Raw genomic sequence first — 15,302 nt, forward strand, 5'->3', positions numbered from 1 at the left:
CAACACAGCGACACGCTGCACTACCTGCTGGTAACCGAGTGCGATGTGAACGTTCCCTAACGGACATTCCACGCACTGCGTGCAGATCGAGCCCAGCTGGTGAGAGGATCCTTCGACATTCCTCGAAGTGGCTTGCAGTCTCCTGACCTGGGGTTGAAGTGTTGGAGGTTTACTAGCGAAGCCGAACCCGGGGATCCAGTACGGCGTACCCGAGGTCGACCACGATGTTGGCCACCACCACGGCCGCCGAGCCCAGCAGCACGATGCCGATGATCACGGGTTGGTCCTGCTGGTTGATCGCGGTGACGGCCGTTCGGCCCAGCCCGTCGATGGAGAAGACGGTCTCGGTGACGACCAGCCCGCCCACCAGCCCGCCCAGATCGATGCCGAACTGGGTGAGCACGGGCGTCAGCGCGCTGCGCAGCCCGTGGCGCAGCAGCACCCGCCGCTCGGACAGGCCCTTCGAGCGCGCCGTGCGGATGTAGTCCTCCCCCAGCACCTCGAGCATCGACGTCCGGGTGAGCCGCGTGTACGCCGCCGCCGACACGAGCGCGACCGTGATCCACGGCAGGATCAGGTGCTGCACCCAGCCCCCCGGGCTGCTCGTGAGATCGACGTACCCGCCGGCCGGGAAGATCTTGAGACCGGCGAGGCTGAGCTGGAAGTAGAGGAAGAACAGCAGCAGCAGGCCGAGCAGGAACGTCGGCATCGAGTAGAAGAACAGCGCGAAGCCGGTGAGCCCGCGGTCGACGAACGAGCGCGGCCGCTGTGCCGAGACCACGCCGTTGGTCACGCCGAGCAGCATCCAGATCACCACGGCGCCGACCGCGATCGACAACGTCTTGGGCAGCGCGTCCGCGATGATCGACGTGACCGGCACCTGCTTGTAGTAGTCGTAGCCGAGGTCGCCGCGCAGCGCGTTGCCCACGAAGCCGAGGTACTGCTGCCACAGTGGACGGTCGAGTCCGAGTCGCTGCTGGATCAGCGCGATGGTCTCCGGCGTCGCCTGGCGACCGCCGAGCGTCTGCGCGACGTTGCTCGGCGCCACGTAGAACAGCGCGAACAGCACCAGCGTGATCACCCAGATCACCAGCACGCCCTGCAACACGCGACGGAGGAGGAAGCGGATCATCGCTGCTCAGTCCTCCTCGGGTGCGAGGGCGAACAGCCGGTCCGAGCGCGGGTCGAACGCGTCGCGCACGCCGTCACCGAACAGGTTGAACGCCAGCGTCGTGATCAGCAGCGCGAGTCCGGGGAACACCAGGTACCACCACGCCACCCGGTAGTACTCCGTGGCGCCGTCGAGCATCCCGCCCCACGTCGCGGTGGGTGGGGGCACTCCGAGGCCGAGGAACGACAGCGTGGCCTCCGCGACGATCGCGGCCGGGATCAGCAGCGTCGTGTAGACGATCACCGGCGCGAGCACGTTCGGCAGCACGTCGATGAACATGATCCGCATGTCGCTCGCGCCGAGCGAGCGGGCCGCCTCCACGTACTCCCGCTCCCGAATGGAGATCATCTGACCGCGGACGATGCGGGCCACCGCCGCGAAGCTGAAGAACGCGATCACGAGGATCGTGACCGTCAGGTTCGGCCCGGTCACCGACACGACCGCCACCCCGGCCAGCACGAACGGGATCGAGAGCACGACGTCGAGCAGGCGCGCGAGCACCGAGTCGACCAGCCCGCCGAAGTAGCCGGCGGTGAGCCCGATCGCCACGCCGACGGCCACCGCGACGAGCGTGGACAGCACGCCGACCGTCAACGAGATGCGGCTGCCGTAGACGACCCGGACCAGCAGGTCGCGACCCAGGTCGTCGGTGCCGAACAGGAACTGCCCGGTGGGCGGCTCCGGCAGGCCAGCGGGGGTCAGCCCGGCCGCCCGGAACTGGTCGTCGGGCCCGTGCCCGATCAACGCCGCGATCACCGGGGCGAGCAGCGCAACCAGGATGATCAGCACGATCACGACGAACGAGATCATCGCCACCCGGTCGCGGCGCAGCCGGGCCCAGGCCAGCTCCCACGGGCTGCGACCCCGGATCCCGGCCGCGCCCTCGAGCTGGAGCGCGGCAGGCACCGCGGTCCCGGGTGCGGGCTCGGGGACGGGCTGCTGGGCGTCGTGCACGTCGGGCGCGGTCACCGCGTCCACCCACCGTCAACCGCTGTCGGGTCGAACTGCAGGTCGCGGCCGCCGATCGCCGGATGCGCGATGGTGAGCAGCTCGCCGGGCTCCATCGGGAAGTGGCAGGCGACGGCGTGCTCCGGGCCGTCGTCGAGGCGCGGGACGAGCTCGGGGATCTCGGTGACGCACCGGGCCTGCGCCTTCGGGCAGCGCGGGTGGAAGCGGCAGCCCGACGGCGGCGCGGCAGGCGAGGGCAGGTCCCCGGTGAGCACGATCCGCTCCCGGCCGAGCGCCTCGTCGGGATCCACGGTGGGCGCCGCCGACAGCAGCGCGCGGGTGTAGGGATGGCGGGTGCGCTCGTGCAGTCCGTCCACGTTGGCGATCTCGACGATCCGGCCCAGGTACATCACCGCGATGCGGTCGCTCACGTGGCGCACCACCGACAGGTCGTGGGTGATGAACACGTAGGTCAGGTCGAGCCGGTCCTGCAGCTCGGCGAGCAGGTTGATCACCTGCGCCTGGATGGACACGTCCAGCGCCGACACCGGCTCGTCGCACACGATGAGCTTGGGCCGCAGCGCCAGTGCTCTGGCGATGCCGATGCGCTGGCGCTGGCCGCCGGAGAACTCGGCGGGGAACCGGTTGTAGTGCTCGGGGTTGAGCCCGACGAGCTCCATCAGCTCCTGCACCTTGCGCCTGCGCTCGGCACCGTCGGCAACGCCGTGGATCGCGAACGGGTCCCCGATGATCGACCCGACCCGCCGCCGCGGGTTCAGCGAGCCGTAGGGATCCTGGAACATCACCTGCATCTCGCGGCGCAGCGGCCGCAGCTCGGCCCGGCCGAGCGTGCTGATGTCGGTGCCGTCGAACGTGATGCTGCCGGCCGTGAGATCGACCAGCCGGGTCATGCAGCGGGCCAATGTGGACTTGCCACACCCCGTCTCCCCCACCAGACCGAGCGTCTCGCCGCGCCGGACGTCGATGCTGATGCCGTCGACGGCGCGCAATGCCGGTGGCGGGCCGCCGAAGAGCCGGCGCCTGCCGATCGGGAACTCCTTGCGGACGCCGTCGAGGCGCATCAGGACATCGGGCGCCGAGCCCGGATCCAGACCGCTCACGACGCGACCGCCCGCTGCCGGTCCGCGCGTTCCACCGGCAGCCAGCACGCCGAGGTGTGGGCCCCACCGCCGGGGATCTCGGCGGGCGGCGGCCGCTCGGAGCAGCGGTCGAACGCGTAGGTGCAGCGCGGCGCGAACGGGCAGCCGGGCGGCGGGCTCAGCAGGCTCGGCGGGGTGCCCGCGATGGGCACGAGCATGCCCGCGTTGCCGGCCGTCGGCAGTGACCGCAGCAGCCCCTCGGTGTAGGGGTGGTGATGGCGGTAGAACAGGTCACGCTTGGCCGCGCGCTCCATCACCTGGCCGCCGTACATCACCACCACGTCGTCGGCCATGTCGGCGACGACGCCCAGGTCGTGTGTGATGAGCACGATCGCCGTGCCGAAGTCGCGTTGCACGTCGCGCATCACGTCGAGCACCTGGGCCTGCACCGTCACGTCGAGCGCCGTGGTCGGCTCGTCGGCCACGAGCACCGACGGCCGCAGCGCCATGGCCATCGCGATCATCACGCGCTGGCGCATGCCGCCGGAGAACTCGTGCGGGTAGTTGTCGATGCGGATCTTCGGGCTGGGGATCCGGACCGCGTCGAGCAGCTCGATCGCCCGCTTGCGCGCCGCCGCCTTCGACGTGCCGCGCTCGTGGGCGCGGATCATCTCGACGATCTGCCAGCCGACCTTGTAGTAGGGATGCAGGCTCGACAGCGGATCCTGGAAGATCATGCCGATCTTGGCGCCACGGATCCGTTGCAGCGCAGCGACATCGGCCCCCAGCAGGTCCTCGCCGTCGAGGGTGGCCCGGCCCGAGACGCGCGCGCCCCGGGTCAGGCCGACGATCGTCTGCGTCGCCACGCTCTTGCCGGATCCCGATTCCCCGACGATGCCGAGCGTGCGTCCCCGGTCCACCGAGAACGACACGCCCCGCACCGCGCGCACGACCCCGTCGGGGGTGCCGAACGAGACGTGCAGGTCGTCGACTTCGAGCAGTGCCACGCCTCAGCCGCCCTGCTTGTCCTTGTCGAGCCAGACGTTCGACGGATCGAAGCCCTGGAAGGACGGGATGTAGACGGCGTTGTGCACCTGCGCGGCGTGGTAGTTGGGCTGGCGGGGCGCCGTGATCGGGAAGAACGCGGCGTCGGCCATCACCTGCGCGTCCGCCTTGGCCCACGCGTCCGATGCGGTGGCCGCGTCGGGGGCGTCGATCGCCTGGGTGATCAGCGCGTTCGTGGCCTGGCTGTCGTAGTAGCCGAAGTTGCTGCCGACCGGCGGGAACGACGGCGCACCGGAGAACAGCGGGTTGAAGAACGACAGCGCGGCGTTGCCGTACCAGTCCGCGCCCCACCCGGCGATCGCCATGTCGTACACGCCCCGCGTCGCGACGTCGGGCACCTGGAGGTACTTCGTGTAGAAGTCGGCGTTCGGCGAGGGCACGCCCTGCACCGTGATGCCGGCCTTCGTGAGGTCCTGCTGGACGGTGGCGAACGCCTTGCTGCTGCCCGCGGAGGCGTTGCGGTAGAGCAGCTTCAGGGTGATCCCGTTGGGGAACCCGGCGTCCGCGAGCATCTGCTTGGCCTTGGCCGGATCGTAGGGGTACGGATCGGAGTCCTTCGAGCCCACGATCTGGGGCGGCAGCACGTGCGTCAGCGGCGGGCTGACCTCGGGGCCGCCCAGCACCTGGATGATGTCGGCGCGGTTGATCGCGTAGCTGATCGCCTGCCGGACCTTGACGTTGCCCAGCGCGCTGTTGTTGTTCGGCGAGCGGGTGTTGTAGACGATGTAGGGGTTGCTCGACGCGGTGTCACCCAGGTTGAGGTTCGGGTCGGCTGCCGCCTGCAGGCCCGGGATCTGGGCCGCCGGAACGAAGTTGTCGAACTCCATGTCCGCGTTGGCGTTGCCGGTCTGCAGCTGCTGCTGCGTGGACTCCTGGCTCACCGTCTCGTCGATCACGACCTTGTCGACGAACGCCTGGCGGATCGGGTCGCTCGCCGCGTTCCAGGCCGGGTTGCGGCTGAACTCGATCCGCTTCGTCGGGTCGTAGAGATCGATCTTGTAGGGGCCGTCGGAGACCTGGTGCGTGCCCAGGTCCGAGCTGCCGGGGAGGTGGTCGAGCACCTCGACCGGCGCCGGCGAGAACGCGGTGAGCGTCAGCATGTCGACCAGGTAGGCGGCCGGGTGGTTGAGCGTGAACACCACCGTGTGGTCATCCTTCGCCGTGACACCCGGCAGGGGCGTGTTCTCGACGTAGTTCTTGATCGACGCCGCGTCCTGCCCGACCTTCTTGAAGCCGTCACAGAACTGCTGGAACCCCACGATCAGGTCCTGGTAGTCAGGCAGGCCGCCGAAGGGCTGCACCGGGTTGCAGGTGCGCTTGACGCCCCGCACCTCGTCGGCGGCCGTGACCTGCCGCGCCGGGGTGGTCCCCCACTGCGCGCCCTGCCGGATCGAGATCGTGTAGGTCTTGCCGTCGGCGCTGATGCCCCCGTTGTCGGCGGTGGGCACGGCCTCGGCGAGGTCGGGCACGGCCTTGGTGTTGTTTGCCGGGTCCGCCGGGTAGGTGAACAGCTGCCGGCTCCACAGCCGCAGCGCCAGGTAGCTCGGGGAGTAGTAGCTGACGTTGGGATCCATGTAGTCGACGTCGCCGGAGCCCAGCAGGTTGAGCGTTCCGCCGCGGACCGCGCCGTCGGCCGTGCCGTTGCGGGCGCCTGCGTCGGCGCTCGGGGCAGCGGTGGAGGCGCCGGTGTTGCCGCACGCCGCTAACACGACTGCCGTGACCGCGCTCATCGCGATGAGCGACATGGTCTTCGTTCTACCCATTCCGGTGACGTTAGAAATGCTCAGCATCGAGCGTCAGGCGTTGCCGGCAATCGTGACCAAAGGGTGATCAGGTTGTTGACGCAAGCATTACCGGCGCCTTGACCAGCGCATACTCATAGCCGACACACAGACAGGACGCTGCGGGAAACGCGGACCAGGCGCGCCCAAACCGCCCGCGGCGAAACAGCATTCGCCACGCAACTCCCCCGATAACGCGCAATAACGACGATCCCCGGCTCGCACACACCGAAGCGTGGCCGCACACATCGTGCACGGTGTGCGCGGCAACAGCGCGGTGTGTGCGAGCGCTGGCTAGCTCTTCGGGGCTCGCCAGGTCTCGGCGCCGGTGAGCGGGCCGGTGCCGATCGGGCCCGGTCCGATCCCCGTCAGCGCGTCGGCCGCCGCCGTGCTCACCACGAGGCTCACGGGCTGGAACAGCGGCAGCACGGGCATCTGCTGCCAGAGAATCTTCTCGACCGTCGCGGCGGTGTCCGGGCGCGGGGACGGCGAGAGCAGCTCGTCGAGCAGCGGCTGCAGCGCCGGGAAGCAGAAGCCCGTGGTCGAACGCGGGGGCTCCCGGACCAGTGCCGACGGCAACGGGCAGCCGTAGTCGGAGGACAGCTCCGTGCCCAGGTCACCACCGATCGAGCGCGGGAACACCATCAGGTCCACCTGCGCGCTGCCGGCGGGCACCGGGGGCCCGGTGGTGCTCGGGACGACGGTCGGGGTGGGCGTCGCCGAGGGTGCCGCGGTGGGAGTGGGGGTCGGGCTGGGCGTCGGTGACCCGCTGGGCAGGGTGGCAGGCACCGTGGCCTTGCTGAACAGGTCGACGGCCGACGGCGACACCACCGTGACGGCGATACCGGCCGCCCGGAGCTGGCCTGCCACGGCCTCGGCCACGCGCAGGTCCTCGGGACGCTCGGCGGCCGCACCGATCGTGAGCTGCACCGGCGCACCGCCGACCGACCAGCGCCCGGTGGTGGAGTCGCGGGTCCAACCGGCCGAGGTCAGCAGGGCGGCAGCGGCGTTGGCATCGGGGCGGGGCGGCGCCGTCGGCGTGTACCCGGGCTCCGACGGCGCCAGCCCGAGCGCGTCGGCCGGCAGCGACTCCGGGGCCGCCACGGCACGCACCGCGACGCGATCGACGATCGCGGCGATCGCCTGCCGCACGCGCGGGTCGGAGACGGGGCCGGAGTCGCCCCGCATGCCCAGCTGCGTGACGGTGGGCTGCGGCGCGGTCTGCAGGTGCGGTGCGGGCAGCACGGTGCCGAGCGTGGTGCGCTGCGACGGATCGGCCTCCGGGATCGCGACGTTCACGTCACCCGACATCAGGCCCGCTGCCAATGTGGTGGCGTCGACCTTGCGCAGCACCAGCTGGTCGAGCACCGTGGGCGTGGCCCAGTAGAGGTCGTTGCGGGCGAGCTGTACCTCGCCACGGCCCTGATCGATCGAGATGATCTTGAACGGGCCCGCCGACGCCGGCAGGCCGCCGACCGTGGCACCGACCCACGAACCGGGCGCGTCCTTGAGCAGGTGGGCCGGCAGGAGGTCGGTGAACAGCTGCCGCCACGCCGGGTAGGGCTGGGAGAACACCACGTCGACGGCCTTGCCGCCGGCGCGGGAGCGCACATCGGTGATCATCCGGTAGCCGGCGGCGTCGACGACGCCCGGCTGGCTGCGCATCTGCTCCCAGAGGTACACGAAGTCCTCTGCGGCGATCGGCGCGTTCGTGGTCCACGAGGCCTGCAGGTTGAGCTCGTAGCTCACCGTGAACGGCGCGGTGGACGTCACCGTGGCGCTCGTGGCGATCGTGGGGTCGAGGTGGGCCACGCCCTGCGCGTCGAAGCGGAACACCGAGGGCAGCACGAGGCCGGCGACCGCGGCTGTGACCGGCGACGAGTCGGCGATCAGGTGCGGGTTGAACCCGGCAGGCAACGCATCGACACCCACGACGAGCTTGGTCGGTGCCGGGTTCGGCGCCTTCGTGGCCACGACCGGTGGAGGCGGTGCCGGCGCATCCACCGGCTGGTTCGTGCAGGCGGCCAGCACGGCCCCGACGAGCAGGATCACCGCGACCCTCGTCCGGTACACCGTGGACCTCCGCAGCGGGGCGGACCGGCGGCCCGCGGGTCCGCCATCCTCGCAGGCATGGAAAAGGCACCGGAGACCGCGTCGAGCGTGCGGTTCCCGGTGCCTCATACGCATTGCTTCCGGACTCAGCCGGCCGCCTTCGCGCGCGAGCGCGCGCGGCCACGCAGGTGCGAGTCGAGCTCGACCTTGCGGATGCGCACCGACTCCGGCGTGACCTCGACGCACTCGTCGTTGGCGCAGAACTCCAGCGCCTGCTCGAGCGTGAGGATGGTGGGCGGCGTCAGCTTCACGAGCTCGTCGCTCGTGGACTTGCGCATGTTGGTGAGCTTCTTCTCGCGCACGATGTTGACCTCGAGGTCCTCGTTGCGCGTGTACTCGCCGATGACCATGCCGTCGTAGACGAGCGTGCCCGGCCCGACGAACAGCACGCCGCGGTCCGACAGCGCGTCGACCGCGTAGCCGGTGACCGGGCCGGAGCGATCGGCGATCAGCGAACCGCGGAGGCGGTTGTTGATCTCGCCGACCCACGGGCCGTAGCCGTCGAAGACGTGGCTGACGATGCCCGCGCCGCGGGTGATCGTGAGGAACTCGGTGCGGAAGCCGATCAGGCCGCGCGACGGGACCCGGTAGTCCATGCGCACGCGGGTGTCGCCGTGCACCAGGTTGACCAGCTCGCCCTTGCGGGCCGAGAGCAGCTGCGTGACCGGGCCGAGGTGCTCGGTGGGGACGTCGGCCGAGAGCTGCTCGAACGGCTCGTGGACCTTGCCCTCGACGGTCTTCGTGACGACCTCGGGCTTGCCGACCGTCATCTCGAAGCCCTCGCGGCGCATCGTCTCGACGAGGATGGCCAGCGCCAGCTCGCCTCGGCCCTGCACCTCCCACGAGTCGGGGCGCTCGGTGGGCAGCACGCGCAGCGACACGTTGCCGACCAGCTCGGAATCCAGCCGGCCCTTGACCTGGCGGGCGGTGAGCTTCGTGCCCGGGTGCGGGTCGCGACCCACCAGTGGGCTCGTGTTGATGCCGATGGTGACGGAGATGGCCGGCTCGTCCACGTGGATGCGCGGCAGTGCGACGGGGTTCTCCGGGTCGGCGAGCGTGTCGCCGATGGTGACCTCGGGGATGCCGGCGACGGCGACGAGGTCGCCCGCGCTGGCCGACTCGGCCGACACGCGGGTGAGCGCCTCGGTGCGCAGCAGCTCGGTGATCTTGACGCGCGTGGTCTTGCCGTCGGCGGTGCACCACGCGACCTGCTGACCGCGGCGGATGACACCCGCGCGGATGCGGCACAGCGCGATGCGGCCGAGGAACGGCGTGGCGTCGAGGTTGGTGACGTGCGCCTGCAGGGGCGCGTTGACGTCGTCGGCGGGCGGCGGGACCGTCTCGGCGATGACGTCGAACAGCGACTCGAGGCCGGGCTCGTCGGGCTGCTCACCGTCGGCGGGCCGGTTGCGGGACGCGCGGCCGGAGCGGCCGGACGCGTAGACGACCGGCAGATCGAGCAGGTGCGACGTCATCGTCTCGTCGAGCTCCAGCTCGTCGGCGAGCTCGAGCAGCAGCTCGAGGCTCTCGTCGACGACGGAGGCGATCCGGGCGTCGGGCCGGTCGGTCTTGTTGACCACCAGCACGACCGGGAGGCCGGCGATGAGCGTCTTGCGCAGGACGAAACGGGTCTGCGGGAGGGGGCCTTCACTCGCGTCGACCAGCAGGACGACACCGTCGACCATCGACAGGCCGCGCTCGACCTCGCCACCGAAGTCGGCGTGGCCGGGGGTGTCGACGACGTTGAGCGTCATGCCGTGCCAGTTGATCGCCGTGTGCTTGGCGAGGATGGTGATGCCCTTTTCGCGCTCGAGATCGCCCGAATCCATGATTCGATCGACAACGGCGGCGCGCTCACCGAAGGCGCCAGAGGCGCGGAGCATGGCGTCGACGAGGGTGGTCTTACCGTGGTCGACGTGCGCGACGATGGCAACGTTGCGCAACTGCGCTTCCGTGCCACGGCTCGCGCGAGACTGGTCGGCGGGGGCCGCGATGGTGGATGCTGCAGTGCTCACAGTTCAAGGTAGCCCGTCCGGAGGCCGGAACCGCCCAAATATGAGCATAGCCTCACTCCACGAGCCGGACGGCCCAACGCGTTCGGCCGACCGGCATGTCCGGACTTGCGGCGCGGTTTTCTGAACCGATCCCCCGTTTCGGCGCGACGAGCGGCAATGATCGCGGGCCGGGCGGTATTCCGGCAGGCCGTGGCGGTGGCGCCGCTCACCCCGATCGCAGGCCGGAGGGACCGTTCGTCGGGCCATGATCCCATCTCGACGTGTCCGAGATCACGTCATGGCGGGGCGATCGGCAGCGGATGTGACGGGCGCGGCGCTCGACCGCGGCGGCGAGCACCCGGGAGGCGGCGGCCGAGCCGGGGTTGCGTCGAAGTGCCTCCTCGACGTCGCCGAGCCCAACGCCCCGGCGCAGCCACCGGTCCAGCAACGCCGCCCCGCACGGCCCCAGCTCGACGGCCGCCTCGACGGCCGTCAGCGCTTCGGCCGTGACGGCGATGCCGCGGCAGGTGGTGACGTCGGCGGCGGCGAGCACGCGACGGTGCACCAGCACCCCCGGTCGGGCCCCGGCGCGCCGGCCGGGCACGGTGATCGCCAGCGTGGTGGGAGCGCTGCCGAGCAGGCCGTGCCACCAGGCCGCCGCGGCACCGCCGAGCACCGCGGCGGGCCCGGCCCACAGCAGCGCGGAGCGCACGCGCACCTCGTCCGGATCGGCGGGGACGCCCACGAGGTAGACCCGCGGGTGCAGGGGCAGCCAGTGCCGGACGCGGACGCACCGGTCGACGGCGCCCGGGGTGATGCCCGCCGCCAGCGCCTGCGCGCGGCTGATCACGCCGGCCTGCCGGGTGAGGATGGCGTCGATGGACATGCCGGGTGAGACGGTGGGCGCGGCCGGTCGGTTCCCCAACGGTTGCAGCTGCGAACGCCCGGCGCTGCCTCCCGGTCAGGGTTGGCGCAGCAGCGCACCCAGTTCCGGCAGCACCGCGCGGTCGGCCGCCACCCACTCCACGTGCGCGAGCTCGGCGGGTGCGACCCAGCGCAGCGCGGAGTGCTCGAGCGCCTGCGGCTCGGGCGCGCCCGGCGCCGGCTCGGCGACGTGCACCCGCAGGACGCCCGCGTCGATGGGGAGATCGGTGCCCAACCGCCCGATGACGCGGACCGTGGTGCCCAGCTCCTCGGTGCACTCCCGCACGACGGCGTCCGGTTCGGACTCCCCGCTCTCGACCCGCCCGCCCGGCAGCTCCCAGCGGCCGGCGAGCTCGGGCGGCCGGGTGCGCTGCGCGGCCAGCACCCGACCATCGCGGACCAGCGCGGTGGCCACGACGACCGGGCGAGCGGCCAGCGCTGCGGCCTGCTCGACAAGCACGGCGGAGCGAGCCGCCAGCAGCCGCAGGACGAGCCGCCGGACCAGCACGACGTCTCCGGGCGGGCCCAGCGGCGACACCCAGCGCAGCTCGTCCATGAGCAGCGTGCCGGCGCCGGTCGCGGTCAGCGTGGTGGTGAGCGCGGCACGGGTGTGGCCGCCCGCGGACACCGCGACCATGCCCGCGTCGGAGATCGACCGCACGACGAGCGACACGGCGATCCGCAGGCCGGGGAGGACCGCGACCCGGACCCGCAGCTCGTCGCCGGGTGAGAGCAGCCGGCTGTCGGCCTCGCATCGGTGACCGGCGCGCTCGAAGGCTGCGGTGCAGGTCGCGACGTCACGCAGCAGGCCCGCCACGGTGCGGGGCTCGGCGTCGATCAGGACAGTCGAACGCAGCACGGGCACGGGGTGATCGTCGCAGCACGGGGTGGGGGGTTGGGTGGCACCCGGATCTGGTGGCTGCCCGGGGCCGCCCGTCCGGTGCCTCATGGAACCTTGTGGCTCGCCAGCGGAGTCGGCAACCGCCACATGGAACCTTGTGGCCGCCCAACCGCGGCCCATCTCACCCCGCCGGCCACCGCACCTCGATCCGCGCCCCGCCACCCGGGGTCGCACCGGCCGTCACCGTGCCACCCCGGCCCTGCACCAGCGCCGCGACCAGCGCGAGCCCGAGCCCCGCTCCCCCACCCGCCTCCGGGTTGAGCCGCAGGAACCGGTCGAAGACCCGTTGCCGGTCCGCCGCCGGGATGCCGGGCCCGTCGTCCTCCACCACCAGCCGCACCCAGCGGCCGGCCGGCAGCACGTTGATCCGCACCAGCGAGCGGGCGTGGCGCCGGGCGTTGGACACCAGGTTGTCCAGCACCAGCCCGACCTCCGACGGGCTGGCAGCGACCGTCGCCGGGGTCGGCGCCACGAGCGCCAGCACCGGCCCGTCGACGCCGGGGACCTCCGCCCGCACCATCGCGGCGCTCGCCGCGGCCACCAGGTCCACCGGCTGCGACGGCAGCCGCTGGCCGGCGTCGGCACGCGCCAGCGCCATCAGATCGGCCAGCAGCGTCGAGAGGCGCGCGGCCTCGTCTGCGACCGAGCGCAGCGTCTCCTCGACCAGCTCCGGGTCCGGGTGGGCGACGGCCACCTCCGCCTGCGCGCGGATCGCCGCCACCGGCGACCGCAGCTCGTGGGCGGCGTCGCCGGTGAAGCGCTCCAGCCGGGCGACGGCGTCGTCGCGGCGAGCCAGCAGCAGGTTGATCTCCTCGGCGAGCGCGCGCAGCTCGTCCCGCGCGGGCGGGACGGGCAGGCGTTCGCCCGGTGGCAGCGCGGCGGCGGCCGCCCGCATCCGGTCCACCGGACGCAGTGCTGCCCGCGTCGCGACCCACGCCGCGAGCGCGACGACCAGCGCCACCACCAGCCCGCCGAGCAGGAAGCCCCCGATGGCCCGGCCGAGCAGCACCGCGCCGCCGACGAGGTCCGTGGAGGCGACGACGAGCCGCGTGGACCCGTCCGGCGCAACCGCGGACGCCGCCACCCACCGGCTGATCTCCGACCCGTTCACCTCGACGACCGCGTCACCGCTCGCGACGCGCCGCAGCTGCATCTCCCGCAGCGACACCGGTGGGCCGCCGTCGACCGGCGTGCCCGCCGTGTCGAGCACCCGCACCGCAGGCGTGCGCAGCGCCGTGGGCGGGGTGCCAGCCGAGACCTGCACGGCAACGGCCGTCGCCTTGTCGCGCAGCTCGACGTCGGCGGCGCCGAGCATCGCGTCGTAGAGCAGCCCGGCACCGACCCGGCTGAGGCCCAGCAGCGCGACCAGCCCGACGGTGCCGACCACCAGCGTGATCCGGGAGCGCAGGGTACGGGCCGCCCACCAGCGGCGCAGGCGATCCCGCAGCCGCGCCCGCCCGCTCACGAGCTGACGATGTAGCCGAAGCCGCGCACCGTCTTGAGCACGTGCTCGGCGCCGACCGCCTCGAGCTTGCGTCGCACGTACCCGACGTAGACCTCGACGACGTTGCGGCTCGCGGCCTGCTCGTCGCCCCAGACCATGCGCAGCAGCTCGTCCTTGGCGACGGCGGTGTCCGGGCGGCTGGCCAGCGCGTGCAGCAGCGCGAACTCGCGCGGCGACAGCTCTACCGACTCGCCGTCCCAGCTCACCGAGCGGGCGACGGGGTCGACGACGAGTGAGCCGAGCCGCACCCGCTGCCCGGTGCGGCCCAGCGCGGCGTCGCGGCGGCGCAGCATCGCGCGCAGCTGCGCCACCAGCACCACGAAGGCGAACGGCTTGACGAGGTAGCCGTCGGCGCCCAGGTCCAGCCCGTCGGCCTGGTCCCATTCGCCGTCCTTCGCCGACACCAGCAGCACCGGGGTGTCGACGCCGGCGGCACGCAGCTGCTCCAGCACCCGATAGCCGGACAGGCCCGGAAGGATGATGTCGAGCACGATCGCGTCGAAGCTGCCGGTGAGTGCCGAGGCGAGCGCCGACGGGCCGTCGGAGAGGGCGACGACCTCCATGCCCTCCGCCGTCAGGCCGCGCGCCACCGCCGTCCGGATCCCCGGTTCGTCGTCGACCACCAGCACGCGTGCCATCTCGCGACGGGACGCTACAGGGACCACCGTCCTCAGACCCCTCTCAGCACCTCAGAACACTCTCAGCACGCATCAGTCAGGCTGGGCACATGGGAATGCGGGTATCGGGCAGGGCCGGACGGACAGCAGCAGCGGGCATCGCGGTGGCAGGCATCGTGGGATTGGGTCTGATCGCGATCCCGGCGGGTGCGGGCGCCGCGCCCGCGCTGCCACCGGTGTCGGCGGAAGACCTGGTCAGCTCGGTGCTCGCGGCCCACCCCGGTCCGTTCGGCGGCACCGTCACGATCACCAACGCCCTCGGGCTCCCGGCACTGCCCAACCTCCCGCAGGCCGCCAACGGCTCCAGCACCGTGCGGGTCTGGTCCGACGGGGACGGTCGCGGCCGCCTGCAGCTGCCGACGGCGAGCGGGGAGCAGTCCTTCGTCGCCGACGGCCAGACGCTCTGGTCATGGAACTCCGACGGCAAGAAGGTCACCAAGGCCCCCGAGGGCAAGGACAAGATCGCGCCGGAGGCGGCGGCGGCCAACCCCGCCGAGGCCGCCGTCACCGCGCTCGGGGCGCTGCAGGCCACCAGCCAGATCCGCGTCGACGGCACCGCCGAGGTCGCCGGGCACGCCGCCTACGAGCTGGTGCTCGCGCCCGCGCCGTCGGAGCGCACGCTGCTGCGGGAGGTCCGCATCGCGGTGGACGCCGAGAAGCGCACCCCGTTGCGGCTGACCGTGCTGGCCAACGGCTCCACCACCCCGGCGCTGCAGATCGGCTTCACCGACCTGACGTTCGGGGCACAGGACCCCGCGCTGTTCACGTTCACGCCGCCGCCCGGTGCCACCGTCGAGGAGCCGAAGGCGCCTGCGGGCGCGCCCGCAGGCAAGCCGGAGAAGGTCGGGGGTGCCGAGCCCACTGCCGTCGGTGACGGCTGGGACACCGTCCTCGTGGCGAAGATGCCTGCGCAGGACGCGACGAAGTCCCCCGCTCCCGAGGGTGCGCGTCCCGGCGGCGCGATGCCGAACCTCGCGGCGCTCGGCACCCCGGTCTCGGGCACCTGGGGCAAGGGCACGCTGATCTCCACCGCGGTCGGCAGCGCGATCATCACCGACGACGGCCGGATCGCCGTGGGCGCCGTTCCCGAGCAGGTGCTGACCGAAGCGCTCGCGAAGTGACGAC

12 protein-coding genes are annotated in these 15,302 nt (G+C 72.1%); 1 reads left to right on the forward strand and 11 read right to left on the reverse strand.

Annotated elements, in window-relative coordinates; genetic code table 11:
• Window positions 1-172: 172 nt before the first annotated feature.
• From ACFPFQ_RS39260 to ACFPFQ_RS39310, 11 genes are all read right to left on the reverse strand, one after another.
• On the reverse strand, window positions 173-1,132 hold the full coding sequence (locus tag ACFPFQ_RS39260; protein ID WP_379628227.1) for an ABC transporter permease: 960 nt from the start codon (window positions 1,130-1,132) through the stop codon (window positions 173-175).
• 6 nt (window positions 1,133-1,138) lie between these two features.
• Window positions 1,139-2,140, reverse strand: coding sequence for an ABC transporter permease (locus ACFPFQ_RS39265; RefSeq protein WP_379628229.1), 1,002 nt, complete (start codon window positions 2,138-2,140; stop codon window positions 1,139-1,141).
• Window positions 2,137-3,201 (reverse strand): ABC transporter ATP-binding protein, encoded by a 1,065-nt coding sequence (locus tag ACFPFQ_RS39270; protein WP_379628296.1) that lies wholly within the window; start codon window positions 3,199-3,201, stop codon window positions 2,137-2,139. The genes ACFPFQ_RS39265 and ACFPFQ_RS39270 overlap by 4 nt, the downstream gene beginning before the upstream one ends.
• 35 nt (window positions 3,202-3,236) lie before the next feature.
• Window positions 3,237-4,226 carry an ABC transporter ATP-binding protein gene (locus tag ACFPFQ_RS39275; protein WP_379628231.1) on the reverse strand — a complete coding sequence of 330 codons (990 nt, stop codon included), beginning with the start codon at window positions 4,224-4,226 and terminating at the stop codon, window positions 3,237-3,239.
• A gap of 3 nt (window positions 4,227-4,229) precedes the next feature.
• On the reverse strand, window positions 4,230-6,014 hold the full coding sequence (locus ACFPFQ_RS39280; RefSeq protein WP_379628233.1) for an ABC transporter substrate-binding protein: 1,785 nt from the start codon (window positions 6,012-6,014) through the stop codon (window positions 4,230-4,232).
• 345 nt (window positions 6,015-6,359) lie between these two features.
• On the reverse strand, window positions 6,360-8,138 hold the full coding sequence (locus ACFPFQ_RS39285) for an ABC transporter family substrate-binding protein (protein ID WP_379628235.1): 1,779 nt from the start codon (window positions 8,136-8,138) through the stop codon (window positions 6,360-6,362).
• A gap of 125 nt (window positions 8,139-8,263) precedes the next feature.
• Complete coding sequence (gene typA, locus ACFPFQ_RS39290; RefSeq protein ID WP_379628298.1) at window positions 8,264-10,171, reverse strand: translational GTPase TypA; 1,908 nt, start codon at window positions 10,169-10,171, stop codon at window positions 8,264-8,266.
• Between the two features lie 226 nt (window positions 10,172-10,397).
• The gene (locus ACFPFQ_RS39295) at window positions 10,398-11,057 is read right to left on the reverse strand and encodes a type IV toxin-antitoxin system AbiEi family antitoxin (RefSeq protein WP_379628237.1); all 660 of its coding nucleotides are present in this window, start codon (window positions 11,055-11,057) and stop codon (window positions 10,398-10,400) included.
• Window positions 11,058-11,132: 75 nt separating this feature from the next.
• On the reverse strand, window positions 11,133-11,960 hold the full coding sequence (locus ACFPFQ_RS39300; RefSeq protein WP_379628239.1) for a (deoxy)nucleoside triphosphate pyrophosphohydrolase: 828 nt from the start codon (window positions 11,958-11,960) through the stop codon (window positions 11,133-11,135).
• A gap of 157 nt (window positions 11,961-12,117) precedes the next feature.
• Window positions 12,118-13,461, reverse strand: coding sequence for a sensor histidine kinase (locus tag ACFPFQ_RS39305; protein ID WP_379628241.1), 1,344 nt, complete (start codon window positions 13,459-13,461; stop codon window positions 12,118-12,120).
• Window positions 13,458-14,138 carry a response regulator transcription factor gene (locus ACFPFQ_RS39310; protein ID WP_379628242.1) on the reverse strand — a complete coding sequence of 227 codons (681 nt, stop codon included), beginning with the start codon at window positions 14,136-14,138 and terminating at the stop codon, window positions 13,458-13,460. Before ACFPFQ_RS39310 ends, ACFPFQ_RS39305 begins: the two co-directional genes overlap by 4 nt.
• A gap of 89 nt (window positions 14,139-14,227) precedes the next feature.
• Between ACFPFQ_RS39310 and ACFPFQ_RS39315 the strand changes: the two genes are divergently transcribed.
• Window positions 14,228-15,298, forward strand: a complete 1,071-nt coding sequence (locus ACFPFQ_RS39315) for a LolA family protein (RefSeq protein WP_379628244.1) — start codon at window positions 14,228-14,230, stop codon at window positions 15,296-15,298.
• The last annotated feature ends 4 nt before the right edge of the window (window positions 15,299-15,302 follow it).

Source organism: Pseudonocardia sp. GCM10023141 (assembly GCF_042653605.1).